The organism is Bradyrhizobium sp. CCGUVB4N, assembly GCF_024199945.1.
Lineage (GTDB): Bacteria > Pseudomonadota > Alphaproteobacteria > Rhizobiales > Xanthobacteraceae > Bradyrhizobium.
This window is the reverse complement of the sequence record NZ_JANADP010000001.1, coordinates 4,898,188-4,922,217: the sequence shown is the minus strand read 5'-3', so window position 1 is coordinate 4,922,217 and position 24,030 is coordinate 4,898,188. Positions and strand designations below refer to the sequence as shown.

The 24,030-nt window shown below is 64.3% G+C and carries 23 protein-coding genes; 9 read left to right on the top strand and 14 right to left on the bottom strand.

What is annotated here, in order from left to right; genetic code table 11:
* Window positions 1-13: 13 nt before the first annotated feature.
* A complete protein-coding gene (locus tag NLM31_RS22540; RefSeq protein ID WP_254193701.1) occupies window positions 14-1,210 on the bottom strand; it encodes a serine hydrolase in 1,197 nt (398 codons plus the stop codon).
* Between the two features lie 188 nt (window positions 1,211-1,398).
* Here NLM31_RS22540 and NLM31_RS22535 point away from each other — a divergent pair, with 188 nt between their 5' ends.
* A complete protein-coding gene (locus NLM31_RS22535) occupies window positions 1,399-2,382 on the top strand; it encodes a helix-turn-helix domain-containing protein (protein ID WP_254193700.1) in 984 nt (327 codons plus the stop codon).
* Between the two features lie 15 nt (window positions 2,383-2,397).
* On the opposite strand, the gene NLM31_RS22530 is transcribed toward NLM31_RS22535, so the two are convergent.
* From NLM31_RS22530 to NLM31_RS22505, 6 genes are all read right to left on the bottom strand, one after another.
* Window positions 2,398-3,171 (bottom strand): MetQ/NlpA family ABC transporter substrate-binding protein, encoded by a 774-nt coding sequence (locus tag NLM31_RS22530; RefSeq protein WP_254193699.1) that lies wholly within the window; start codon window positions 3,169-3,171, stop codon window positions 2,398-2,400.
* 29 nt (window positions 3,172-3,200) lie between these two features.
* A complete protein-coding gene (locus NLM31_RS22525; RefSeq protein WP_254193698.1) occupies window positions 3,201-3,866 on the bottom strand; it encodes a methionine ABC transporter permease in 666 nt (221 codons plus the stop codon).
* Window positions 3,856-4,977, bottom strand: coding sequence for a methionine ABC transporter ATP-binding protein (locus tag NLM31_RS22520; protein WP_254193697.1), 1,122 nt, complete (start codon window positions 4,975-4,977; stop codon window positions 3,856-3,858). Before NLM31_RS22520 ends, NLM31_RS22525 begins: the two co-directional genes overlap by 11 nt.
* Window positions 4,978-5,210: 233 nt before the next feature.
* Window positions 5,211-6,653, bottom strand: coding sequence for a DASS family sodium-coupled anion symporter (locus NLM31_RS22515; RefSeq protein ID WP_254131453.1), 1,443 nt, complete (start codon window positions 6,651-6,653; stop codon window positions 5,211-5,213).
* 105 nt (window positions 6,654-6,758) lie between these two features.
* Complete coding sequence (locus tag NLM31_RS22510) at window positions 6,759-8,000, bottom strand: sensor domain-containing diguanylate cyclase (RefSeq protein ID WP_254193696.1); 1,242 nt, start codon at window positions 7,998-8,000, stop codon at window positions 6,759-6,761.
* Between the two features lie 125 nt (window positions 8,001-8,125).
* Entirely contained in the window at window positions 8,126-8,932 is an 807-nt protein-coding gene (locus NLM31_RS22505) for an enoyl-CoA hydratase/isomerase family protein (RefSeq protein ID WP_254131451.1), read from the bottom strand.
* A gap of 121 nt (window positions 8,933-9,053) precedes the next feature.
* On the opposite strand from NLM31_RS22505, the gene nthA reads away from it, so the two are divergent.
* The 3 genes from nthA to NLM31_RS22490 are packed head-to-tail and all read left to right on the top strand — an operon-like array spanning window position 9,054 to window position 10,722.
* The gene (nthA, locus tag NLM31_RS22500) at window positions 9,054-9,689 is read left to right on the top strand and encodes a nitrile hydratase subunit alpha (protein WP_254135407.1); all 636 of its coding nucleotides are present in this window, start codon (window positions 9,054-9,056) and stop codon (window positions 9,687-9,689) included.
* Complete coding sequence (gene nthB, locus NLM31_RS22495) at window positions 9,686-10,345, top strand: nitrile hydratase subunit beta (RefSeq protein WP_254193695.1); 660 nt, start codon at window positions 9,686-9,688, stop codon at window positions 10,343-10,345. Before nthA ends, nthB begins: the two co-directional genes overlap by 4 nt.
* A complete protein-coding gene (locus NLM31_RS22490) occupies window positions 10,345-10,722 on the top strand; it encodes a nitrile hydratase accessory protein (RefSeq protein ID WP_254193694.1) in 378 nt (125 codons plus the stop codon). The genes nthB and NLM31_RS22490 overlap by 1 nt, the downstream gene beginning before the upstream one ends.
* A gap of 173 nt (window positions 10,723-10,895) precedes the next feature.
* Here NLM31_RS22490 and queC read toward each other — a convergent pair whose 3' ends face one another.
* A complete protein-coding gene (gene queC / locus NLM31_RS22485; RefSeq protein ID WP_254193693.1) occupies window positions 10,896-11,609 on the bottom strand; it encodes a 7-cyano-7-deazaguanine synthase QueC in 714 nt (237 codons plus the stop codon).
* Between the two features lie 126 nt (window positions 11,610-11,735).
* On the opposite strand from queC, the gene mazG reads away from it, so the two are divergent.
* From mazG to NLM31_RS22465, 4 genes are all read left to right on the top strand, one after another.
* Window positions 11,736-12,572 carry a nucleoside triphosphate pyrophosphohydrolase gene (gene mazG / locus NLM31_RS22480; protein WP_254193692.1) on the top strand — a complete coding sequence of 279 codons (837 nt, stop codon included), beginning with the start codon at window positions 11,736-11,738 and terminating at the stop codon, window positions 12,570-12,572.
* A 12-nt stretch (window positions 12,573-12,584) separates the two neighbouring features.
* Window positions 12,585-13,001 carry a hypothetical protein gene (locus NLM31_RS22475; protein WP_254193691.1) on the top strand — a complete coding sequence of 139 codons (417 nt, stop codon included), beginning with the start codon at window positions 12,585-12,587 and terminating at the stop codon, window positions 12,999-13,001.
* Window positions 13,002-13,022: 21 nt separating this feature from the next.
* Entirely contained in the window at window positions 13,023-13,481 is a 459-nt protein-coding gene (locus tag NLM31_RS22470; protein ID WP_254193690.1) for a GNAT family N-acetyltransferase, read from the top strand.
* Window positions 13,482-13,681: 200 nt separating this feature from the next.
* Window positions 13,682-14,710, top strand: coding sequence for a DUF2278 family protein (locus tag NLM31_RS22465; protein ID WP_254193689.1), 1,029 nt, complete (start codon window positions 13,682-13,684; stop codon window positions 14,708-14,710).
* Between the two features lie 63 nt (window positions 14,711-14,773).
* Here NLM31_RS22465 and NLM31_RS22460 read toward each other — a convergent pair whose 3' ends face one another.
* The 5 genes from NLM31_RS22460 to NLM31_RS22440 form a co-directional block, all read right to left on the bottom strand.
* Window positions 14,774-16,171, bottom strand: coding sequence for an NAD(P)-binding protein (locus NLM31_RS22460; protein WP_254193688.1), 1,398 nt, complete (start codon window positions 16,169-16,171; stop codon window positions 14,774-14,776).
* 193 nt (window positions 16,172-16,364) lie between these two features.
* Window positions 16,365-17,747 (bottom strand): GTPase HflX, encoded by a 1,383-nt coding sequence (gene hflX, locus NLM31_RS22455; RefSeq protein WP_254193687.1) that lies wholly within the window; start codon window positions 17,745-17,747, stop codon window positions 16,365-16,367.
* A gap of 11 nt (window positions 17,748-17,758) precedes the next feature.
* On the bottom strand, window positions 17,759-18,007 hold the full coding sequence (hfq, locus tag NLM31_RS22450) for an RNA chaperone Hfq (RefSeq protein ID WP_007591126.1): 249 nt from the start codon (window positions 18,005-18,007) through the stop codon (window positions 17,759-17,761).
* 235 nt (window positions 18,008-18,242) lie between these two features.
* Window positions 18,243-19,613: a sigma-54 dependent transcriptional regulator gene (locus NLM31_RS22445; protein ID WP_194475938.1), complete on the bottom strand. Its 1,371-nt coding sequence runs from the start codon at window positions 19,611-19,613 to the stop codon at window positions 18,243-18,245.
* A gap of 17 nt (window positions 19,614-19,630) precedes the next feature.
* Complete coding sequence (locus tag NLM31_RS22440) at window positions 19,631-22,075, bottom strand: PAS domain-containing sensor histidine kinase (RefSeq protein WP_254193686.1); 2,445 nt, start codon at window positions 22,073-22,075, stop codon at window positions 19,631-19,633.
* A gap of 179 nt (window positions 22,076-22,254) precedes the next feature.
* On the opposite strand from NLM31_RS22440, the gene NLM31_RS22435 reads away from it, so the two are divergent.
* Window positions 22,255-22,401 carry a hypothetical protein gene (locus NLM31_RS22435; protein WP_254131417.1) on the top strand — a complete coding sequence of 49 codons (147 nt, stop codon included), beginning with the start codon at window positions 22,255-22,257 and terminating at the stop codon, window positions 22,399-22,401.
* Window positions 22,402-22,587: 186 nt separating this feature from the next.
* On the opposite strand, the gene ntrC is transcribed toward NLM31_RS22435, so the two are convergent.
* The gene (gene ntrC / locus NLM31_RS22430) at window positions 22,588-24,030 is read right to left on the bottom strand and encodes a nitrogen regulation protein NR(I) (protein ID WP_254131416.1); all 1,443 of its coding nucleotides are present in this window, start codon (window positions 24,028-24,030) and stop codon (window positions 22,588-22,590) included.

Here is a 24,030-nt window from a genome sequence, read left to right as displayed (position 1 = left end):
TGATGTCCAGAGATCAGCGCGGAGCGAGATGTGTGGTGATGGCGCGGTAGGCCGCGAACCAGCGTTGGTCGATCGGGACGTCCATCGCCTTGGGCTGCGTCGCGAGCTTGACGATGACGGTGTCCGTTTCGAGATCGACATAGAGGTGCTGGCCGTGGATGCCGATCGCGGTAAGCGCGTTGCGCGCCGGGTCGATCGTGAACCATTTGCTGCGGTAGCGCGCGCCCGGGAAGAATTCCGCGAGGTCACCGTCAGCCCAGGCCTTGGGATCGCCATTCTCGCGGATATCGTCGACCCACCAGCCCGGCACGACCTGCCGCCCCTCGACGACGCCGCGATTGCGCATCATCTCGCCAAAGCGCAGCAGGTCGCGCGCGGTGACGGAGATTCCGCCAGCGATGCGGCCCATGCCGTGGCTGTCGAGCGTGAGCGAGCCGTCCTCCTCGGCGCCCAGGGGCTGCCAGAGAAATTCGGACAGAATGCTTGGATAGGGCATGCCGCAGGCACGCTCGTAGACCCAGCCGAGCACCTCGGTGTTGGTCGAGACGTAGTGGAACACCTTGCCGTGCGGCTTGCCGGTGCCGCGGAGCGTCGCGAGATAGGCGCGCTGATGGCCGGGCTCGATACCCGGCGGTGGCACATCCCAGCCCGATGAGAAGCGGTAGCGCGCGACGTCGCCGGCGGGGTCTTCGTAGTCTTCCTCGAATTGGATCGCGACGGCCATGTCGAGCAGGTTGCGCACGGTGCAGGTGCCGTAAACCGAGGTCTCGAGCTCCGGCACGTAGCGCACCACCCTCGCCTCCGGATCGACCAGCCCGCGCGCCGCCAGCACGCCGCCGAGCGTCCCGGCGATCGCCTTGCTGATGGAGCAGATCAGGTGCGGCGTGGTCACGCCCATGCCGTCGCCATACCATTCGTGGATCAACGTGCCCCGATGCATCACGAGCAGCGTGTCGGACTGGGTCTCGCGTAGCGTCGCCTCGATCGTAGTCGCCTTGTCGTCGGGCGCGGTGAAGCCGAGTTTTGCCAACTCGCGTGGTGCGCTTTGAATGGGCGTCGGATGCGCGGAGCGACGGATGTCGGCGGTCGGCAGCACTTCGCGAACGTGCGTGAAGCCCCAGCGGATCGCTGGAAAACTGCGCCAGTTGGCGCGGGTCACCTGGGCCTCGGGTGCGGGCGGGCTGCCGCGCATGATCTCGGTCGGTCGCATCTCGATCCCTCCACAAGGCGCGATCCCAACCCCGGTGTCGGGAACGGCTGGGGAGGAAGACTGCACGGAAGGCCGTGCGGGACGTTATCGAAATCCCGCAATATTTTGCTGGACTCGGACGCAGGGCGTGCCAGTCTTGGCGCAGTTCTTGCTGGTGGTTTTCGTCTGACAAATTCTGACGTCCGGTCATGGCCTTAAGCGCAACTCTTCCGATTCAAGACTCGGCTGCCAGCCTGCTTCAGGCTGATAGCACGGATGTCGACGAGCATTGCGCCAAGCTCGGCCGCTGGAGGCTGAGCTACGACCAGATCAGCGCCGGGGCGTTCCGGGGCAGCTTTACGCAACTGACCCTGCCCCGGCTTGAGGTGTTCCGCGAGATCACCAGCCAGCAAGTGCGCCAATACGGCCAGTTAGGTGCCGACAGTTTTGGCATCGGCCTGCCCTGGGACGACTATGGCGAACTCAGCTGCAACGGAACCAGCGCGAGAGGCGCCCGCGTGCTCGCCAGCATCGATGCCGAGATCGACATGTGCACGCCGAGGGCCTTCGAGCTGCGCGGCGTCGTTGCCAGCACGGTGCTGATCGCGGAGCTTGCAGCCCGGCTCGATATCGAGTTGCCGCGCGCCGTCTGGCACCAGCTGCGGGTGATCGAGACGGCCGAAGCTCCTGTCGCGCGACTGCGCGCCCATCTCGCCGCCATTCAGGAGACCATTAGAAACGCGCCCGAGCGCCTGGACGATCCGGCCGCCCGGCAGGCGCTGGAAGACGCCCTCCTCGTCGAGATCATGGACATGCTGCCGACGGCACGCCCGAGCGATCCCGGCCGCAGTTCGGCTGCGCGGAAGCGGACCGTGGATCGTGCCCGTGAGCTGATGCATGGCAGCGGTGAGCGCGCGCTGTCGCTGCTGGAGGTCTGCAAGGCGGTGGGTGCCAGCCCGCGCAAGCTCGGCTATTGCTTCCAGGAGGTGGTGGGCACCAGCCCGATGCACTATTGGCGGGCGATGCGGCTGAACCGCGTGCGGCGCGACCTCAAGCGCGGTACGGAAGCGTCAATCTACGACGTCGCCGTGCAGCACGGCTTCTGGCACTTCAGCCAGTTCTCGCTCGACTACAAGCGCCACTTCGCAGAGCTGCCCTCGGAGACGCTGCGGCGCGCCAGGCTCGCGGCCTGACGCGCCTGCGCGAGCCTACCAGGTCGGAAGGTACGTGCCCTTGAAGCGCGTCTCCAGGAACGCCTTCACCTGATCGGAGTGATAGGCCTCGATCAGCTGCTGCACCCAGGGCTTGTCCTTGTCTTCTTCGCGGACGGCGAGGATGTTGACCCAGGGACCGTCCGGATTCTCCTGCGCAACCGCATCCTTTGACGGATTGAGGCCGGCCTGCACGGCGTAATTGTTGTTGATCGAGACCAGATCGACGTCCTGGAGCGCGCGCGGAAGCTGGGCCGCGTCGAGCTCGACGAAGCGGAGCTTCTTCGGGTTGTCTGTGATGTCCGCAATCGTGGAGCTGACGTCGTTCGGGTTCTTCAGCTTGATCAGGCCGTGCAGCGCCAGGATCATCAGGCCGCGGGCGCCGTTGGAGGGATCGTTGGCGATGGCGACGCGGGCGCCTTCGGGCAGCTCAGCGAGCTTCTTGTATTTTTGCGAGTAGACGCCCTGCGGCGAGCCGATCGTGGTCGCGACCTTGACGATCTTCCAGCCGGTCTTCGAAATCTGGTTCTTCAGGTAAGGCTCGTGCTGGAACGAGTTGGCCTCGAGGTCCTTCAGTGCCAGCGCCTGGTTCGGGATCACATAGTCGGTGAACTCGACCACCTTGATGTCGAGGCCGCGCTCGGCGCCGACCTTCTTCACGACGTCCATGATCTCGGCGTGGGGACCGGCGGTCACGCCGACGCGAATGGTTTCGGCGTGGGCCGTAGTCGCAAGCAAGGCTGCAGCCGCAAGGGTTGCGAGAAAACGCATTGGTGTCTCCAGTTTCGAAAAAGTGTGGATCAGCGATGCCGCAGCCGGCGGTTGACCCGGCGCGCCAGATAATCGCCTGCGCTCTGGACCAGCTGCACCAGTGCGATCAGCACGACCACCACGGCCAGCATCATCTCCGGCATGAAGCGCTGATAGCCGTAGCGGATGCCGAGATCGCCGAGCCCGCCGCCGCCGACAGCGCCGACCATGGCGGAGTAGCCGAGCAGGCTGACCACCGCGAGCGTCAGCGCCAGCAGCAGGCCGGGCAGCGCCTCGGGGATCAAGACCTTGAACACGATCTGGATCGGCGAGGCCCCGAACGAGGACGCGGTTTCGGTCAGTCCACCATCGACCTCGCGGATCGCGGCCTCGACGAGGCGCGCGATGAACGGCGCCGACGCGATGGTCAGCGGCACGATCGCCGCGGTCGAGCCGATCGAGGTGCCGGCAATCAGCCGCGTAAACGGGATGATGGCAACGACGAGGATGATGAAGGGCGTCGAGCGCGTCGCATTGACGACGATGCCGAGCACGCGATTGACGGCGGGAGCCGCGAACAGCTCGCCCTTCCGGCTGGTCGCAAGGAAGACGCCGAGCGGCAGGCCGAAGGCGGTGCCGAGCAGCGCCGCAATGCCGACCATGTACAGGCTCTCGCCCGTGGCCTGGATAATCAGGTTGATGAGTTCAGGCGACATAGCCGAGACGCTCCGCCGAGAATTGATATTGCGACAGCCAGGCCAGCGTGCGCGCCGCAGCGCTGTCTCCGCCGGGAATGCCGAGCACCAGCGATCCGACATGCTGGCCGCCGATCTCGTCGATGCGCGCCGAGAGCAGCGAGACGTCGAGGCCGAGCTCGCGGGCAAGCCGCGCGATCAGCGTGTCTCCCGCCGCTGCCCCGCGCACCTGGACGCGGATCACGGCGTGGCTGCCCGGCTCCTGCACGATCCGGCTGGCCAGAGAGACCGGCAGGCTGTCGCCGGTCACCTCGGCCAGGAAGGACTGGGTGATCGGATGTTTGGGATGGGTGAAGATATCCGCGACGTGGCCGCTCTCGACGACGTGGCCGGCATCGAGCACGACGACTTCCTTGGCGAGCTGGCGCACCACGGACATTTCATGGGTGATCAGCACGATGGTCACGCCGAGCTCGCGGTTGATGTTCGCAAGCAGATCGAGGATCGCGCGCGTGGTCTGCGGATCGAGCGCGGAGGTCGCCTCGTCCGACAGCAGCACGCTCGGCCGTGTCGCCAGCGCGCGGGCAATGCCGACGCGCTGCTTCTGGCCACCGGAGAGTTCCGAGGGGTAACGGTCGTGCTTGTCGGCGATTCCGACGAGGTCCAGCAGCTCGGCCACGCGGGCCTTGATGTCGGCCTTGGACCAGCCGGCGATCTCCAGCGGCAGCGCGATGTTGTCGGCCGCGGTGCGCGACGACAGCAGGTTGAAGTGCTGGAAGATCATGCCGATCGAGCGCTGCGCGAGCCGCAAGTCCCGCCCGGTGAGCGCCGAGATGTCCTTGCCATCGACGACGACGCGGCCCGTGGTCGGCTTCTCCAGCCCGTTGATCAGCCGAACCAGGCTCGACTTGCCGGCGCCGGAGCGGCCGATCACGCCGGTGATGGAACCACGCGCGATCGCGAAGTCGATGCCTTCCAGCGCATTGACGCCGGGCTTGCCGCGATAGGCCGGATAGGTCTTCGAGATGTCGGCGAAACGGACCATGGCCTCCGGTTCAGCCGCGGTGTCCTTGATCTCGACCGGCTCTCCGATCACCAGCGATGGGTGCGCATTCATGGAAGCGACTTTCATGCACGATATTTAGCTCGCCCGCCCGAGAGGCGCACGAGAACCAGGTCGCCATCCAAGCGACAGAGGGTGGAACAGTGACAGGTGCCGAACGGCGACGCTGCACTGCAACACACCATCGCCTTTTCCAGTCTTTCTTGCAATTTCAGATATTTGCTGGCGATTGGGCGAAGTTTTCCCAATCCCCCGGCTGGGAAGAAAATTCGTCTGCCAGGGGTATCAGCCTGCGGCCGGGCTCACCGGACCATTTGCAGCCAGGGCAGCACGATCAGCAGCAGCCCGGCGAAATAGAGCACTCCGAAGATCAGGCCAAAGCCCCAGAATTGCCCCTTCCCGATATAGCCGCTGCCGTAATACATCGGCGCCGGCCCCGTGGCGTAAGGCGAGATCACGCCCATCAGACCGAGCGAGTACATGCAGAGCATCGCCAGCGTCGTCACCGGCAGATCGGCGATACCGGAACCGACCGCGAGCACGACAGGCAGCACGGCGGCGGCATGCGAGGTGATGCTCGAGAAGAAATAGTGGATCCAGAAGAACAGCGCGACCAGCAGGATCATCGCGGTCGAAGGCGTGAGGCCTGCGAGCGGTTTGGCGAATTCGTTCGCAAACCATTTGATGAAGCCGATCTCGTTGAGGCCCGAGGCGAGCGTGAGCAGCGAGGTGAAATAGAAGAACACCTCCCAGGCGCTCTTCTCGCTGACGATGTCGGCGAACTCGATCACGCCGGTCACCAGCATCAGCGAGATCACGATGAACACGACGGTCGTGGCATTGACGAAGTTCGAGCCGAGCACGGGCACATGGATGTCCGGGCTCGAGCCCGCGATCCACAGGAACATCGCGAGGATGATCAGCGCCAGCATGATCCACTCGTTGCGCGACATCGGGCCCATCTCCGCGAGCTCGTTCGCGGCCCAGTCGGAGATCTCGGGGCTGTGCTTCACCTCCGGCCGGCAGATCGCGTAGCTGAGCAGCGGCACGAGGATCATCAGGAGAATGCCGAGCGGCGCGAAGCCGATGAACCACTGGCCCCAGCTCACGTCGACACCGACCGTCTTCTTGGCGATGGCGAGCGCCGCCGCGTTCGGCGCCAGTGCGGTGAAGAACAGCGAGCTGGTGATCGCGGTCGCCGCGAACGCGGTCCACATCACGTAGGTGCCGATCTTGCCGGCGGTCGGCCCCGGCTCGGAGCCGTAGATGCGCGGGATGTTGCTGATGATGGGATAGACGATGCCGCCGCTGCGCGCGGTGTTGGACGGCGTCGCGGGGGCAAGCAGGAAGTCGGACATCGCGACCGCGTAGCCGAGACCGAGCGTGTTGCGTCCCAGGCGCCGCACCAGCACCAGTGCGATGCGCCGGCCGAGCTGGCTCTTGCGATAGCCGATCGAGAACACGAAGGCGCCGACGATCAGCCACACCGTGCTCTCGGCGAATCCTGCCAGCATCCAGCGCAGCGATTTGCCGGGATCGGGATCGACATAGCCGCCGACGCCTGCGACCGTCAGCCCGATCAGGCCGACCGCGCCGACCGGCATCGATTCCAGGATCAGCCCGGTGATGACGGCCGCGAACACGGCAAAATAGTGCCACTGATTGACGTTGAGGCCCGCCGGAACCGGCCACAGATAGATCGCGAGCCATACCACCAGCGGCGCAATCAGCTTCCAGCGATGCATTCCCGGTCCCTCCCGCGGCGCGCGCGGGATCGTTGACCGAGCCGCTGCCGCCAAAGCCTGTTACGGCACAGATCGGCGGGCGATTCAATGCCTGCGCGAAGCCGGCTAGCCGTCTGTCCCCGTCTTGGCGAGCGGCACCATCAGGGAGCGGCGGTCGGACTCGACGACCCGGTTACGGCCCTGCCCCTTGGCCTGGTACAGCGCCGTGTCGGCCGCTGCCACCAGCATGTCGCCCTTCGGCACGTGCAGCGGCGTCACGGCAAGGCCGATCGACGCCGTGATGTTGCGCAATGGCGCGCCGTTGGGGATGTCGACATGCATCGCGCGGACCGCATCGAGCACGGCATTGGCGCGTGACATGGCCGCGTCGATATCGGCGCCCGGCATCAGCACCAGGAATTCCTCGCCGCCGAAGCGGCCGACGATGTCGGTCTTGCGGATGGTCTTCTCGAGCACCGCGCCGAGCTCGCGCAGCACCGCGTCGCCGGATTCGTGGCCGAAGGTGTCGTTGATCTTCTTGAAATGGTCGACGTCGATGATCAAGAGCGCCATCGTCTCGCCGGTGCGCATCGCCCGGCCGGATTCGCGCGCGAGCGCGTCCTCGAGGAAGCGGCGGTTGTAGAGGCCGGTGAGCTGGTCGCGGATAGCCTGGCTGCGCAACTGCTCGCGCAGCTGGAGGTTGGCGAGCGCCAGCGAAATTTGCTCGGCAAGCATCGTCGCAAGCTGGTCGGTGCCGTCGGCAAAGCAAGCATTGCCGGCTTCACGATAGAGCACGCCGAGCAGCGTGTTCTGCGCAACCAGGGGTTCGCAAACATAAGTGCCGGCGCCGGCCTCGCAGCAGGCATGGCCGCAGACGAGCCCCTGGCTCGCCTCGGAGACCGGGAATTTGGTGCCGCGGCGCAGTGCCCAGCAATCTTCCAGCGCAAACGCCTGCGATGTCGCGGCCACCTCGCCCCAGCGCGGCCCGCGTGTGACGCCGTCACGGGCGTCGTTCATCAGGTACAGCGCGCCCGCCTCCTCCGGAAACAGGAAGCCGGCATAGGTCTCGACCGCGGCAAAAACCTCGTCCGGCTTCTGGCAGGACTGCAGCAGGCCGGAGAGCTCGGTCAGCAGCGCGATTTCCTTGGTACGGATCTCGGCCGCCTTGAGCGATGAGGTCAGCCGGGCGTTGGTGTCCTGGAGTTGTCTCGCGTGATCGGCGCGTTCGGCTTCGAGCGCGATGAGCTTGCCGAACAGGCGGCGGGAGCGCAGCCAGATGCCGGCGACCAGCGCAATCAGCAGCGCGATCACAATGCCGCTGGCGAGTACCAGATCAGGTACGACGACGTGCGTCTCGGCGGCGAGCATGTCTGCAATTCCTTAACCACGAACGCCCACCTCCGGGCAGAACATGCGGGGTGGATAGCGCAGGCAGCATTGAGAATGAGTTTGCGGCGCATCCCTCCTGTGCAAAGCGGTAAAGAAAGCGTTGGCTACCTTCCCTTAAACTTAGGCTTGCGCCGCGTCAGGAACGCCTCGACGCCCTCCTTGTGGTCCTCGCTGAGGCTCGCCAGCGCGAACTGGTCGATATCCATGTGGCTGGCGAGATCGTCCAGCGCGTGCGCGAGCCGGTTGACGGTCAGCTTGGTCATCGCGACCGACAGCGGCGGCTGCGCGGCCACCTTGCGCGCCAGCTCCATGGCGGCATCAAAGGCATGGCCGGGATCGACGACCTGCTCGACCAGGCCCCATTGATAGGCCTCGTCAGCGGAGATGCGCTCGCCGGCGAGGATCACCGCCTGCTTGGTGCGGGCCGGTCCGATCAGATGCAACATGCGCGGGATACTCTGCCAGCTCATGTTCATGCCGAGCCCGATCTCGGGCACGCGCAGATGCGCATCGCCGCCCATCACGCGGAAGTCGAGTGCGACCGCAAGCGCCACGCCGCCGCCGACGCAAAAGCCTTCGATCGCCGCGATCGTGATCTGCTCCATCTCCTGCCATGCGTGCGTCAGGCGCGGTCCGAGCTTGAGATGCCGTCTCAGCGCGCCGAGATCCATCTCCTTGCGCGAGCGCCCTTCGGCGTCCTTCAAATCGAAGCCGGCGCTGAACGCGCCCGAATTGCCGGTCAGCACCACGACGGACGTCGCCGCGTCATCCTCGAAGGAGCGCGCCGCTGCGGTGAGCTGGCGCAGCGCCTCCGGCGACAGCGCATTGATGCCGTCATGACGGTCGAACCGCACCACCGCGATCCGCCCATCGGGGCCGAGGCCCCTCTCGATCTTGACGAAGTCTTTCATGGGGCGCCTCCGAAGCTGATTTTCGATGATGTTAGCCCACAAACGACGTCACGAATATGGGACCGACCGCGCTGCAACGAAGGCTCGACAGGCAAGGACCATGCGCTTAATCTTTCGCGCCATGAGCCACGATCACGACCACCATCATCACCACGATCACGACCACTCGGAATTGTCGGAGACCGAGCTGCGCGTGCGCGCACTCGAGACGATTCTGACCGAAAAGGGTTACGTCGAGCCGGCCGCGCTCGATGCCATCATCCAGGCCTATGAGACCAAGATCGGCCCGCATAACGGCGCGCGCGTCGTCGCCAAGGCCTGGACCGATCCGGCATTCAAGAAGGCCCTGCTGGAGGATGGCAGCAAGGCGATTGGCACGCTCGGCCATGTCAGCCGCGTCGGGGACCATCTCGTCGTGGTCGAGAACACGCCGCAGCGACACAACATGGTCGTGTGCACGTTGTGCTCCTGCTACCCCTGGGAAATGCTCGGGCTGCCGCCGGTCTGGTACAAGGCCTCGCCCTATCGCTCGCGCGCGGTGAAAGACCCGCGTGGCGTGCTCGCCGATTTCGACGTGACGCTGCCGAAGGACATCGAGGTGCGCGTGTGGGATTCGACCGCCGAGACGCGCTTCCTGGTGCTACCGATGCGGCCCGCAGGCACCGAGGGCTGGAGCGAGGAGCAGCTCGCCGACCTCGTCACCCGCGACTCCATGATCGGTACGGGCTTTCCCAAGACGCCCGGAGCGCCGTCGTGAACGGCGTCCATGACATGGGCGGCATGGACGGGTTCGGCAAGGTCGAGCCTGAGCCGAACGAGCCTGTCTTCCACGAGGAGTGGGAGTCCCGCGTGCTGGCGATGGTGCGCGCGATGGGCGCGGCCGGCGCCTTCAACATCGACACCTCGCGCTTCTATCGCGAGACGCTGCCGCCGCATGTCTACCTCTCGAGCTCCTACTACAAGAAGTGGTTCCTCGGGCTCGAGGAGATGCTGATCGAGAAGGGCTACCTCACGCGCGAAGAGGTCGCCGCCGGTCATGCGATGCAGCCCGGCAAGGCGCTCAAGCACGGCAAGTTCGACCTCGCCAATGTCGAGCGCATCATGGTGCGCGGCAAGTTCGCCCGCCCTGCCGCTGCGGCCGCCAAATTCAACATCGGCGATCGCGTCCGTGCGAAGAACATCCACCCGACCACGCACACGCGGCTGCCGCGCTATGTGCGCGGCCATGTCGGCGTGGTCGAGCTGAACCATGGCTGCCACGTGTTTCCGGATTCCGCGGCGATGGAGCTCGGTGAGAATCCGCAATGGCTCTACACCGTCGTATTCGAAGGCCGCGATCTCTGGGGCGCGGATGGTGATCCGACGCTGAAAGTCTCGATCGACGCGTTCGAGCCTTATCTGGATCCGGCGTAATGAGCAGCAAGGCCGCTGCCGCTGCGACGGCAGCCATTCCGAGCATTCCGCGCGATGACGACGGCCCGGTGTTCCGCGCGCCCTGGGAAGCACACGCCTTCGCCATGGCGCTGACCCTGCACGACCGCGGCGTCTTCACCTGGCCGGAATGGGCCGCAGCCTTGGCCGATGAGATCAAGCGCGCGCAGGCCGCCGGAGATCCCGATACAGGCGAGACCTATTATCTGCACTGGCTCGCCACCCTGGAAGGGCTCGTCGCCCGCAAGGGCGTGGCGTCGATCGACACGCTGCATCGCTATCGCGATGCCTGGGATCATGCGGCGGATCGTACGCCGCATGGCAAGCCGATCGAGCTGCGGGACGAGGATTTTGGCTAGCTAGTGCCTCACTCTCGTGTCCCGGACGCGCTGCAGCGTGCAACGCTGCGGCGCAGAGCCGGGACCCAGAAAGCCACACAGCATCCTACACAGACATGGGCCCCGGCTCTGCAGCGCACCGCTGAAGTAGCGCTGCGCCGCGTCCGGGGCACGAGAGGAGTCTGGCGAGGCAACTACCCCGCCGCCACAAACTCCCGCCACCCCTTCGCCCGCAGGCTGCACGCCGGGCACTCGCCGCAGCCATAGCCCCAATCGTGCTGCGCGCCGCGTTCGCCGAGATAGCAGGTGTGCGACTGCTCGCGGATGAGATCGACGAGCCCCGCGCCGCCGAGGTCATGCGCCAGCTTCCACGTCGCCGCCTTGTCGATCCACATCAGCGGCGTATGCAGCTCGAACTTGCGGGCCATGCCGAGCGAGAGCGCGGCCTGCATCGCGCGGATGGTGTCGTCGCGGCAATCGGGATAGCCGGAATAGTCGGTCTCGCACATGCCGCCGACGATGTGGGTGATGCCCCGGCGATACGCCAGCGCTGCGGCGAACGTCAAAAACACCAGATTGCGACCGGGCACGAAGGTGTTGGGCAGGCCGTCGGCGCCCATCGCGATCGCGACATCGCGCGTCAGCGCCGTCTCGGACACGGCGGCCAGCGTCGGGATCGACAGCGTATGGCTCTCGCCGAGCTTGGCGGCCCAATCGGCACGCAAGCCCTTGATGCCGTCGAACAGCCGGTCGTGGCAATGGAGCTCGACGGCGTGGCGTTGCCCGTAGTCGAACCCCAGCGTTTCCACGCGTGCGAAGCGGCTGAGCGCCCAGGCAAGGCAGGTGGTGGAATCCTGGCCGCCGGAAAACAGCACCAGCGCGGTTTGTGATGAAAATGCGTCGCTCATGGCCCGGGCTTTAGCACTGTGAAGCGCAGCAGCCAATCGGTGGAAATCGGCCTGTTCCGCTTGCCGCCGCTGGGAACGGCGGCCCGCTTTTGGCATAAGGCATGGGACCCAGGAGACTGCCCCGCAATGACCCCTTCCCGCGACATTTCCCGCCTGATCGAGATCATGGCCGCGCTGCGCACGCCGGTGACCGGCTGCCCCTGGGACCTCGAGCAGAACTTTGCGACCATCGCACCCTATACGATCGAAGAGGCCCATGAAGTGGTCGACGCCATCGATCGCAACGATCTCGACGACCTCAGGGAGGAGCTCGGCGATCTGCTCTTGCAGGTGGTGTTCCATGCCCAGATGGCCTCGGAGCAGAACGCGTTTGCGTTCGGCGATGTCGTCGAAGCCATCACCCGCAAGATGATCCGGCGCCATCCCCACGTCTTCGCCGACAAGGATGGCAATCTCGCCTCCTCCCACGTCAAGGAAGTCTGGGACCGCATCAAGGCCGAGGAGAAAGCCGAGCGCGCCGCGCGACGGCCGCCGGAGGCGACGCCGCCGCACAAATCTCTGCTGTCGGGCGTCAAGGCCGGCCAGCCCGCGCTGACCCGCGCCATGGAGCTGCAGCGCAAGGCCTCCACCGTCGGCTTCGACTGGAACGATCCGCGCGCCGTGCTGCAAAAGATCCGCGAGGAAGCGGACGAGATCGAAGCCGCGCTCGATCGCAATGACAAGCAGGAGATCGCGGAAGAAACCGGCGACCTCATGTTCGCCCTCGTCAACCTCGCTCGCCATGTCGACGCCGATCCGGAAGCCGCGCTACGTGCAACCAACGCAAAATTCGAAAAGCGCTTTGCCTATATCGAACGCGCGCTGGAGGCGCAGGGCCGCACCCTGCAGCAGGCCTCGCTGGCGGAGATGGACGCGCTGTGGAACGCAGCGAAAGGCGACAAGAAGCCGGCGTCCCCTCGCTGACGCAAATCGCCCGTGATCGGATCAGAGCCCGATATCTGTCGTCAGATCCTGGCCGAGCGGCGCGTCGGGCATACGCGATGTGGCATCGTCCACGGGGATGTCACCTGCGCGGACGTCGCCCGAAGCTTTGGACTATCGGACGAGGCTGAGATCTATCGTCCGGTCGACCGGTCCGAAGCCGCCTCGATCGCAATCGGCATCCTGAGCCGAGACCTCGCCTACGATACGGAGATCATGTCCCCGGCTCGTGCGGAGGCTCTCTGGGGACAGTTCTTGCAGCTATTCGACGGCCAGAAAGTTCGCCTTTTCTCAAACTGCCGCTCGGGCCTGCACCAGTGGAATCCGGCGACCAAATCCACGTTTGACATAGGCATTCTCATCGTTGGAGAAGTCAGTGGTGGTTGCCTGTGGGTCGAAGACGAAGACTAGTTTCAAGTTCAAGGATACGACGTGGAAATCAAGCAAGACGATCCGAAGGCACCGCATGTGGCCGATTTGTTGGCGCATCACCTTGCGGAACTACAGAGCGTGATGGGCGAGCATGCACAAGCGTTGGATGCGAGCGGTCTTTCAGCTCCGAGCGTGACGTTCTGGACCGTTTGGCAAGACGACGCGCTGGTTGGATTTGGTGCTCTCAAGCAGCTGGATGACGCGCACGCAGAGGTGAAGTCGATGCGCGCGGCGCCGGCTGCGCGTGGCACCGGTGTTGGCCGTACCATCCTGCACCACATCATCGCTGAGGCCCGCAAAAGAGGTTACGCGCGTCTCAGCCTGGAAACCGGCACGGCGCCCCTGCACGTTCCGGCCGTCGCGCTCTACCGCAGTTCCGGCTTCATAACTTGTGCGCCGTTTGCGGACTATGAGGCGAGCCCTCACAACCAGTTCATGAGCCTCGACCTGTCCAGGTGATTTTCGACCCGGGACCATGCGGTCACCGGCCTGCCAATCTGATTTCACCGCACGGATTTGATCCTGATTTAGGTCAGCCCCTTTTCCTGAATGCAGCGAGGCCGGGCTCGGATTCCCTTCAAGCCATGAAAACGTCACGACCGGCAGTCTAGAGTTGCGCAACGGCGCCCATGCAGCCGAACCCATGGCAGGTGAGTGCGATGCCACTGAAGAGCTATTCGGTCCTCAAGGGACGCCCGATCGCGATGCGTTTCGGCACCGGCCAGTCGCCGCATTACCAGGTCCATATCGTGGCCGACAACGCGGACTTCCGCATCGCCGTCAATGTTCAGTCAGCCGACGGAAGCGAAGTCGAATTCCTGGTGCGATCGCCCTTTGTCCATCCGATCACCGATCAACTCGCGGCGCTGCCGCAAGGCCTGCATGCGCAGCCGCCGAAACCGGGCGGCGTCGCGCTCGACTTCATTCGCGGCAATCTGATGCAGCCGCAGGAAATGAGTCCGCTGCCGCTGTCTGCGCCTGGGCCGGATAACGACCTCAACGAGAAGCTCAACCAGTTCGTCCAGCGCGCACTCTCGGACGAGAGCGCGATAATGTACGCATTCGGCGACACATGGGGACCGGAGACGAAGGCGGACAATTATTTTGGCTTCCGCCCGGGTCGCGGCATTCACGACATCCATATGAACCAGGGAAACCCGATCGGAAACTTCTCGGCCGACAACGGCCCGTGGCAGGACGGTGGACTCGTGTTCGAATTCCCCAATCAAAAGCTTTGGACCGCGGTCTTCCTCAAATTCCAGACGCAGGCCTGGCACACCGACGACAAGACCGGCGATCCAATCGATCTCGGTGGAGGCACGCCGACACCGCAGCCAGATCCGACGACACCTCCGACCGGGCAACTGCCGGATGGCCTCGTGCGCATCATCGCGGCACTCGTCAACGCCGTGAAGACTCCCGAGCGGGAGGTCGTCACGCTGCTCAATACGGCCGATCGCGACATCGATCTCACCGGCTGGATGCTGGCCGACAAGCAGAAGAACAAGATGGTCCTGTCAGGGACAATCGCGGCCGGGGGCACGCTCGCCGTCGTCGTGCAGGCGCCGATGCAATTGTCGAACCAGGGTGGCATCATTTCGTTGCTGGACGCGAATGGTGTCAAGATCCACGGCGTCGCCTATACCAAGGCGCAAGCGAAAACCCCGGGGCTGACCATTCCGTTCTAGTGCATATACCCATAGTCTTTCGTCGATGTGCTTCGCTTCGACACGGACCGTTTTTGTGAGTCCTTACAGTTCAGCGAGGAGCCGCGTCGCGTTAATCACTGCGGCCTGGCTGGCTTTCCTTGCGCGCTGCAGTAGAGCCGTGCGCTCAGTGTCATCCGGCGAGACCTCCGAAGCGATCTTGGATGACATATCAAGCCTCAAGGTACGAGCCCATTTTGCCAGGCTCTGCTGAGACGACCAGCGTTTCTCGTTTCTCGCGGTCGTTAAGAACGTGCCCACCCAATCAGCGGGAGTTCGCGGCGGTGAGATTGGCTGACAAAGGTCATTCTTGAGATCGTCGCCATCAATCGTCGCTTCGACAAATCCCAGCACAGCAGCGCTAAGAGCCGACCTCCCCCATTTCACCCATTGCAAGGTGATCTTGTCCGGCTCGAATATCGGCTTCGCGTCACGCGAGGGAATCCCGGCGGCAGTACAATCGACATATAGCCAACCATCATTCGCAGAGACGGTCCCCTCATCGAAGACGATGCGGTCTCGATGAATTAGCTGGACATGCCCGTTTCGGACGACGTCTCCGATCAGTCGCAATCTCTCCAATTCACCTTTTGAAATCGTCGCACCATGGAACATCGTCGGAGTAACCGAACGATCAAGGCGAAGCCATAAGTCACGCTGCTCGAATTGCAGGAAAAGATCGTCAAGAGATGCTGCCCCGCTGATTGCTTCCAGTAGGTCTGCTACGTACCTGAAGGACGTCTCAAAGAAATCATCGGTGAATTGAACCTTCGATCTGTTGATCCACCAGGCGTCACGGGGGACGATCCACCTGATGTTGCTTGGATCGGCACCATTCTCAAGAAGCCAAAGACACGCATCGATGCCGGTTTTCCCTCCGCCGATAATGCAATAGTGATGCGTTTCGCCTGAAATCCTGACCAGATCGCCTACCGGGATACACCGCACTCCTTCCTCTGTTTGAAACTTTCGCTTATGCAAGCTTGGCACTTCAACCGCCGCATATGTTGCATCGACAAATTTCTTGCGTGCTTTGACCGCGCGTTGTTCTCCGGTGACCAAGGAAATGGCGTGCCCGCTCCAGTCGATCCGCGTCATCGGCAGATAGGTGACCCGACCGGTAGGCAGGAAGACGTGATCCATTACGTCCCGATAATACGAAATGATTTCCGACCCGGATGCCATGGACGATAGACCGTCATTCAAACCTCCGCGAACGATCGAGTTATCCCCCAGTGCGCGGGATTCCACGCCATAATGGTGTGAAGGCAAGTGAAGTGTGACAAAGGGATAAGAATGGTTCCAGTGCCCGCCTGGCCCGTGACCGGCATCTATGATCGCTACCGTGGACGTGCCGTGGTGTAGCAGCGTGTCGGTGAAAGCCATGCCTGCAGCGCCAGCGCCGACGACGACATAATCAGCCTCTATGACCTTCTCTGGCATAGCTGTGCCTCCCGGATCATGTGACGGACCGCCAAACCCGCTAGGCACGCGGGGCGCTTAATTGCTTCCTTTTCCTGAACAACAACCTACCACCTAGAGCGGCTTCCGCTCAGGCCAAACGCCCGGCGCCCGAGGTCAGCTTCGGGATATTTTCGACACTTACGCTAAAATTCGTAGCCCCGCTGGGTGCGGCTCACGCCGACAGACGCGGCACGGCATCGAACCTGTTCACCACGATATCCCGCTTGGTCTCGTCCACGCGCACGGTCATGTCGAAGCGACCGTCGTGCAGCTCCTTGGCAAGCACCTCGGAATTGCGGTGCAGCCAGGAGATGCCGGCGCCATCGGCCGCGTCGATGGAGAGATCGAGCGTGGTGCGCTTGGCGGCGAGGCGTTCCTCGATTGCGCTCAGCAGCGCATCGATCCCCTCGCCTGACACGGCGGAGACCAGCATGGCCGGGTGATCCTCAGGCCGGCGCGCCGCGATATTCAACAGCTCCTCCCGCTGTTCGGAATCGTAGCGGTCGATCTTGTTCCAGACCTCGATGATGCGGCCGGAGTCATCCGGATTGATACCGAGCTGTCGCAGCACCGCGTCGACGTCGCTCTGCTGCGCCTCGGCATCCTCGTGCGAGATGTCGCGCACGTGCAGGATGACATCGGCCTCCAGCACCTCTTCCAGCGTGGCGCGGAAGGCGGCGACGAGCTGCGTCGGCAGATTGGAGATGAAGCCAACGGTGTCCGACAACATCGCCTTGCCGCCATGCGGCAGCGTCAGCGCGCGCAAGGTGGGATCGAGCGTTGCGAACAGCATGTCGGCGGCCTGCACGTCGGCGCGGGTCAGGCGGTTGAACAGCGTCGATTTGCCGGCATTGGTGTAGCCGACCAGCGCAACCACGCGATACGGCACGCGCTGGCGGCCGGCGCGATGCAGCCGCCGCGTCGCCTGCACCTTCTTCAACTCGCCCTCGAGTTTGGAGATGCGTTCCTGGATCAGGCGGCGGTCGGCCTCGATCTGCGTCTCGCCCGGACCGCCCATGAAGCCGAAACCGCCGCGCTGGCGTTCGAGATGGGTCCAGGAGCGCACCAGGCGCGAGCGCTGGTAGTTGAGATGGGCGAGTTCGACCTGAAGCGAGCCTTCCTTGGTCTTGGCGCGGCGGCCGAAGATTTCGAGAATGAGCCCGGTACGGTCGAGCACCTTGGCGTGCAACTCCTTCTCGAGATTGCGCTGCTGGATCGGCGCGAGCGCGCAATCCATCACCACGAGCTCGGCCTCGAGGCTCTTGGCCAGCGCTGCGATCTCCTCGACCTTGCCCTTGCCGATATAGGTCGCGGGCCGGATCTGGCTGATCGGTGCAATGATGGCGTCCGCAATGACGAGATCGATGGCGCGCGCGAGGCCGGCGGCTTCGTCGAGCCGCGCCTCGGCATTGCGCTGGATATGACTCTCCGATTGCGCGTCGGCACCGCCTGCGCGCACCCGCAAATAGGGGCCGATGACAAGCACCCGCCCCGTCTGCTTAGCCCCTGCCGACCGCGGACGATCGGCATCCCCGTCGAAATTCCGGGGTTCCAATCAGAGCACTCTCAAGCCGGCTGATCCTCGCCGCCTTCGAACAGCTGGATCGGAGCGCCCGGCATGATGGTCGAGATCGCATGCTTGTAGACGAGCTGCGAATGACCGTCGCGCCGAAGCAGCAAACAGAAATTGTCGAACCAGGTCACGATGCCCTGGAGCTTCACTCCGTTGACCAGAAAGATCGTCAGTGGCGTTTTGGTTTTGCGAACGTGATTGAGGAAGGTGTCCTGCAGGTTTTGTGCGCGGTCTGCCGCCATTGTTTTTTTCTCGCTTTGAGTTTCTTTTTATTGCGCCGGTTGCGACCCTGTTTTCAAAATTGGGCCTTCTTCCGGTTGCCGTTCCTCATGAGATCCCCCTCGGAGGAACAGCCCCTTGATTAGAGGACAGGTCGGCTTATTAGGCAAGCCGCTTGACGCGGCAGGGCCCGTCCATTTTCTCCGAAAAACTACGGAAATAGATGATTTTTCTCGCTTATCCCCGGCGCGTCCGGCGTCAACCGACGCCGAGCGCCTTCAACTTCCGGTGCAACGCCGAACGTTCCATGCCAACAAACTCGGCCGTACGAGAAATATTTCCTGAAAAACGACTGATCTGGGCAATCAAATAGTCGCGCTCGAACACTTCGCGGGCCTCGCGGAGCGGCAGGCCCATGATGTGCTCGCCGTTGTTGCTGGTCGGCATCGCCGGCACCATCGAGCCAACGTCCTGCGGGAGCATATCGGCGGTGATGATCACCTCCGGTCCGCCCGCGGCCAGAATCATGACTCTTTCAACATTGTTGCGGAGCTGGCGCACATTGCCCGGCCAGACATGCGATTGCAGCACGGCCATCGCATCCTGCCCGATCTGCCGCTTGGGCAGGCCGCTGCCGGCCGAGATCTGCTCCATGAAATAGTCGATCAGCTCCGGAATGTCCTCGCGCCGCTCCGAGAGCGCGGGCACGCGGATCGGCACCACCGAGAGCCGATGATAGAGGTCCTCGCGGAAATGGCCGGCGGCGATCTCCTCTTCGAGATTGCGCGCGGTCGAGGAGATGATGCGGACGTCGACCTGCACCTTGGCGGTGCCGCCGACGCGCTGGAACGACTGCTCGACCAGCACGCGCAAGATCTTGTTCTGGGTCTCGCGCGGCATGTCCGCGATCTCGTCGATGAACAGCGTGCCGCCATGGGCTTCTTCGAGCGCGCCGGGCTTGCGCGGCTGCTCGCCGTTGGACTGCTCGACGCCGAACAACTCGTGCTCCATGCGCTCGGGCGTGATCGCGGCGGCGTTGATGACGACGAAGGGGCCATCGGCGCGGCCCGAAGCCGTATGCAGCGTGCGCGCGGTCAGCTCCTTGCCGGCGCCGGCGGGGCCGACGATCAGGATGCGGCTGTTGGCCTTCGCCGCGCGCTCGATGGTCTGGCGCAGCTGGTTCATGCTCGGCGAGCGGCCGACGAGCTGGCTCGCGCTCGGTGCGAGCTGCTTCAGCTCCTTGACCTCGCGCTTGAGCCGCGAGTTCTCCAGTGCGCGGTTGGCGACCAGGATCAGGCGATCGGCCTTGAACGGCTTCTCGATGAAATCATAGGCGCCGCGCTTGATCGCCGCGACCGCGGTCTCGATGTTGCCGTGGCCCGAGATCATCACCACAGGCAGATCGGCATTGTCCTTCTTGACCTGCTCGAGCAGTTGCAGGCCGTCGAGCTTGGAGCCCTGCAGCCAGATGTCGAGGAATACGAGGTGCGGCCGGCGATTGGCGATTTCGGCCAAAGCCGAGTCGCTGTCGCGCGCGGTGCGGGTGACGAATCCCTCGTCCTCGAGGATGCCCGCAACGAGATCCCGAATATCGGCCTCATCATCGACAATCAGAATTTCACTTGCCATGGGTCGCGCCTGTCTTGTCAGCTGCCTGTTGAGGCTTCGATTTTCGTTGAATCATTGGTCTTTTCAGCGGGCTCTTTGGTTTCGGCCGCCGGCTCTTTTGTTTCCTGCGCCGCGACGGAAGCCGCAGCCGTTTCATTGATGTCCGCCGTGGCTCCGGCCTTGGCTGCCGCCTCGGCCAAGTCCTTCACCGGTTCTTTGACGGCCGGCGCCTGCACGGCTCCCTCGGCCTTCTTGGCCTCGCCGGAGATCGCAAAGCGCATCCGCATCCAGGCACCGCGCTGGCCTTCGCGGAAGTCGGAGGCGTCCTTCAGCTCAATGCGGCCGCCATGGTCTTCCAGCACGCGGCCGACGATGGCAAGGCCAAGGCCGGTACCCTTGGCGCGCGTCGTCACATAGGGCTCGAGCAGCCGCGAGCGCGCGACCTTGGGCAGGCCGATGCCGTTGTCGATCACGTCGATCAGCACGTCCTCGCCCTCGCGCGACACCACGACGTCGATGCGGCCCTTGCCGCCGTCCTTGCCGAGCTCCTCCGGCGGGACCTGCTCGATCGCCTCGGTCGCGTTCTTGACGATGTTGGTGACCGCCTGCGAGATCAGCCGCCGGTCGAACTGGGCGCGCAGCGGATCGTCCTTGAACTCGGCCTCGATATCGAGCTCGGGATGGGCGACCTTCATCAGGAACACCGCCTGCCGCACGGTGTCGGCGACGTCCTCGCCTTCCATCACGGGCTTCGGCATCCGCGCAAAGCGCGAGAACTCGTCGACCATGCGGCGGATATCGTCGACCTGGCGCACGATGGTGTCGGTGCACTGGTCGAAGATCTGCTTGTCCTTGGCCTCGGTGATGTCCTTGCCGAACTTGCGGCGGATGCGCTCGGCGGAGAGCTGGATCGGCGTCAGCGGATTCTTGATCTCGTGGGCGATGCGGCGCGCGACATCGCCCCAGGCCGAGGTGCGCTGCGCCGAGACCAGCTCGGTGATGTCGTCGAGCGTGATGATGTAGCTGTCGTGCGGCTGGTTCTTCTCGGCGCTGACCCGCACCGAAAGGTTTCGCTCGGTGCCGTCGCGCGTGATGGTGATCTGGCCCTGCACCAGGCGCTGGGTCCCTTCCCGCGACGTCTTCATCATCTCGTCGAGCTCGGGCAGCACGTCGGAGAGCGGATGGCCGAGCGTCTCGGCCTCGGAATGACCGATCAGCTTCTCGGCTGAGCGGTTGAGAATGCCGACGCTGCCCGAGGTGTCGACGCCGATGATGCCGGCACTCGCCGAGGACAGCACGGCTTCGATGAAGCGGCGGCGGCTGTCGATGAGGTCGCTGGCGTTGACGAGCTCGTCGCGCTGGCTGCGCAGTTCCTGCGTCATCTTGTTGAAGGTCTCGCCGAGCTGGGCGAGATCGCCCTCCGATTGATGCACGGGCACCTTCACATGGAGATCGCCGGTCGAAACCGTGTGGGCCGCGTTCATCAGCCGCCGGATCGGCGCCACCAGCGAGTTGGCGAAGTTCAGGCCGATCAGCACCGAGGCCATCAGAATGGTCAGCGCGATCACCGCGAACATCAGCGCGAACGCCACCTGGATGCCGAGCCGGCGCGACTCGATCTGGGCGTATTCGGCGACGCTGATCTCGGTCTGCTTGAGCTGACTGACGACCTTCGGATCGAGCGGGCGCGCGACGTACAGGAACGTGTCGCTGAAGGCGCGCAGGCGGATTACCGCGGCGACATAGCTCGCATCCGGCAGCACCGCGATCTCGGGCTCATTCTCGTTGACGTTGCTGAGGAAGTCCGGCGCCGGCGGCGAATAGGCCAGCCGCATGCCGGTGTCGGCGGACTCCAGGATATTGGTGTTCTTGTCGATGATCATCGCGCCCGGCAGGTTGCGGGAGCCGGCGCTGGCGGTCAGCAGCTCGCGGAACGACCGCCGATCCTGGTCGTAGAGCGGCCTTGCATGGGCGATGTCATTGGCCATGCCGAGAATGTCGCCGCGGATCAATTGCGCATGGTCCTGCATATAGGCCCGCGCGATATCCAGCGAGTTCTGGATGACTTCCTTGGTCGGCCCCGAGAACAGCCGGTCGAGGCCGCGTTCGAGGGTGACGTTGGCGACGACGGAAACGAGCACCGCCGGCAGGACCGCGACGATCGAGAACAGGCTGACGATCTGGACATGCAGGCGCGCCGCCGCCCGGCCTCGCCGCCGCGCCAGGATCAGCTGCCAAAGCTCGCGCACGATGATGCCGACCAGCAGCAGGATCGTGCCCGCATTGATCAGGTAGAACGACCGGACCACCTCCGGCGTCGGATCGATCCTGGTGAGGCCGGTCAGGACAAGGAAGGTCAGGAGGCCCGACAACAGCGCCAGCGCCACCGCAAACGGGACCAGCCAGCGTCGCACCGACCAACGCCGGGGCTCTTCCGCTGGGGCCGTGTCAAAGGATGCGGCCGAGGTATCTGCGCTGGTCATTCCGGCAATGGGGTGCTGAAAACGGGTCCGCTACGAGCGGCTACTGATGTATTCGTACCACATTGTTGCCGAATTGCGACAATTCCGCGGCGTCTCACCCGCGGCGGACGGGCGCATCCACAGGCGGATGCTGGTCAATTCCCCCGGAACAGAATCGGGCCGTTCCGGCTTGACCCGGCATGGACAGGATATTTCTCGCGATAATGGTGTCGGCCGTGCTGCTACTGATCGTGGCGTCGGACCTGCTGGTCAATGGCCCCAGCAGGCAGGACCAGACGGCGGAGATGGCCAACATGCAGCCGGTCGTCGCGCGCCTGATCCGATAGGTGCGACGCCGCGCCCTGCGGCCGAACGACAAATTCAAACGTTCCAGCGGAACATTTCGGCCCGATTCGGACTTCTGCTCACCGCGTCAGCCACACAGGCCAGCGCGATCCGGACAGGCTCAGCTCACCTTTGGTAGGGGGAGCTGAGCCACTCCGCGCGAACGCGTTGAGCGTTGGTCGCGAGGACTAACCCCCGCTCCGATACACCTGGATATCGAGATCCCGGATCTTCTTCCGCAGCGTGTTGCGGTTGAGACCGAGCAGGTCTGCGGCCCGGATCTGGTTGCCGCGGGTGGCAGCCAGCGCGGCCGTCAGCAGCGGCACCTCGATCTCCTTGAGGATGCGGTGATAGAGGCCCGGCGGCGGCACGCCGTTCGGGAAGCCCTGGAAGTGCGATGACAGATAGGCCTCCACCGCTCCGCCGAGATTGTCGACGCCCTGCTGGACCGCCGCACCCGGGCTGACCGTGGGCGGCGCCAGCTCGCCGTCGATGACGGAGCCGGTGATCACGTCCTGCGGATAGAGCGCGGCGAGGCGCCGGGCGAGGTTTTCCAGCTCGCGTACGTTGCCGGGCCAGCGGTGCTGCTTCATCCGCTCCAGCGCGAGCGCGTCGAGCTTCTTTGGCGGCAATCCGTCCTTCTCGGCGAGCGAGAAGAAGTGACGCACGAGATCCGGCAGATCCTCGATGCGCTCGCGCAGTGGCGGCAGGCGCAGCGGCACGACGTTGAGGCGGAAGAACAGATCCTCGCGGAACAGCCCCTGCTGGATCAGCACGCGCAGATCCTTGTTGGAGGCCGCGACGATGCGCACGTCGGTCTTGATCGGCGTGCGGCCGCCGACCGTGGTGTATTCGCCCTGCTGAAGGACGCGCAGCAGGCGGGTCTGCGCCTCCATCGGCATGTCGCCGATTTCGTCGAGGAACAGCGTGCCGCCCTCGGCCTGCTCGAACCGGCCTGATGCACGCGTGTTGGCGCCGGTGAAGGCGCCGCGCTCATGGCCGAACAGCTCGGATTCAATCAGGTCGCGCGGGATCGCCGCCATGTTGACCGCGACGAACGGGCCGTTGCGGCGCTTGCCGTAATCGTGCAGCGCGCGCGCCACCAGCTCCTTGCCGGTGCCGGACTCGCCCGTGATCATGACGGTGAGGTCAGTCTGCATCAGCCGCGCGAGCACGCGGTAGATTTCCTGCATCGCCGGCGAACGGCCGACCAGCGGGATCGCCTCCATCTCGGCGTCCTCGTCCGGCGTCGCGACCCGCTCCTTGGGCTCGGCGAGCGCGCGGCCGACGATGGCAATCAGCTCCTTCAGGTCGAAGGGCTTCGGCAGATACTCATAGGCGCCGCGCTCCGAGGCGCGGATCGCCGTCATGAAGGTGTTTTGCGCGCTCATGACGATGACCGGCAAATTCGGCCGCATCTTCTTGATCCGCGGCAGGAGGTCGAAGGCGTTTTCGTCCGGCATCACCACGTCGGTGATGACCAGATCGCCCTCCCCCTGGCTGACCCAGCGCCACAGCGTCGCGGCATTGCCGGTCAGCCTGACTTCATACCCGGCCCGGGAAAGTGCCTGGTTGAGAACCGTGCGGATGGCGGTGTCGTCATCAGCTACGAGAATGCTACCTGCGGGCAT

Bases quoted from the DNA above. Each gene is read 5' to 3' on its own strand.
- queC (WP_254193693.1), bottom strand. From the start codon at position 11,609: ATGAGCGACGCATTTTCATCACAAACCGCGCTGGTGCTGTTTTCCGGC.
- NLM31_RS22440 (WP_254193686.1), bottom strand. From the start codon at position 22,075: ATGACCAGCGCAGATACCTCGGCCGCATCCTTTGACACGGCCCCAGCG.
- NLM31_RS22445 (WP_194475938.1), bottom strand. From the start codon at position 19,613: ATGGCAAGTGAAATTCTGATTGTCGATGATGAGGCCGATATTCGGGAT.
- NLM31_RS22505 (WP_254131451.1), bottom strand. From the start codon at position 8,932: ATGAAAGACTTCGTCAAGATCGAGAGGGGCCTCGGCCCCGATGGGCGG.
- NLM31_RS22435 (WP_254131417.1), top strand. From the start codon at position 22,255: ATGGACAGGATATTTCTCGCGATAATGGTGTCGGCCGTGCTGCTACTG.
- mazG (WP_254193692.1), top strand. From the start codon at position 11,736: ATGACCCCTTCCCGCGACATTTCCCGCCTGATCGAGATCATGGCCGCG.
- NLM31_RS22535 (WP_254193700.1), top strand. From the start codon at position 1,399: ATGGCCTTAAGCGCAACTCTTCCGATTCAAGACTCGGCTGCCAGCCTG.
- hfq (WP_007591126.1), bottom strand. From the start codon at position 18,007: ATGGCGGCAGACCGCGCACAAAACCTGCAGGACACCTTCCTCAATCAC.
- ntrC (WP_254131416.1), bottom strand. From the start codon at position 24,030: ATGCCCGCAGGTAGCATTCTCGTAGCTGATGACGACACCGCCATCCGC.
- NLM31_RS22465 (WP_254193689.1), top strand. From the start codon at position 13,682: ATGCCACTGAAGAGCTATTCGGTCCTCAAGGGACGCCCGATCGCGATG.
- NLM31_RS22520 (WP_254193697.1), bottom strand. From the start codon at position 4,977: ATGAAAGTCGCTTCCATGAATGCGCACCCATCGCTGGTGATCGGAGAG.
- NLM31_RS22490 (WP_254193694.1), top strand. From the start codon at position 10,345: ATGAGCAGCAAGGCCGCTGCCGCTGCGACGGCAGCCATTCCGAGCATT.
- NLM31_RS22460 (WP_254193688.1), bottom strand. From the start codon at position 16,171: ATGCCAGAGAAGGTCATAGAGGCTGATTATGTCGTCGTCGGCGCTGGC.
- NLM31_RS22530 (WP_254193699.1), bottom strand. From the start codon at position 3,171: ATGCGTTTTCTCGCAACCCTTGCGGCTGCAGCCTTGCTTGCGACTACG.
- NLM31_RS22510 (WP_254193696.1), bottom strand. From the start codon at position 8,000: ATGCTCGCCGCCGAGACGCACGTCGTCGTACCTGATCTGGTACTCGCC.
- nthA (WP_254135407.1), top strand. From the start codon at position 9,054: ATGAGCCACGATCACGACCACCATCATCACCACGATCACGACCACTCG.
- NLM31_RS22525 (WP_254193698.1), bottom strand. From the start codon at position 3,866: ATGTCGCCTGAACTCATCAACCTGATTATCCAGGCCACGGGCGAGAGC.
- NLM31_RS22515 (WP_254131453.1), bottom strand. From the start codon at position 6,653: ATGCATCGCTGGAAGCTGATTGCGCCGCTGGTGGTATGGCTCGCGATC.
- NLM31_RS22540 (WP_254193701.1), bottom strand. From the start codon at position 1,210: ATGCGACCGACCGAGATCATGCGCGGCAGCCCGCCCGCACCCGAGGCC.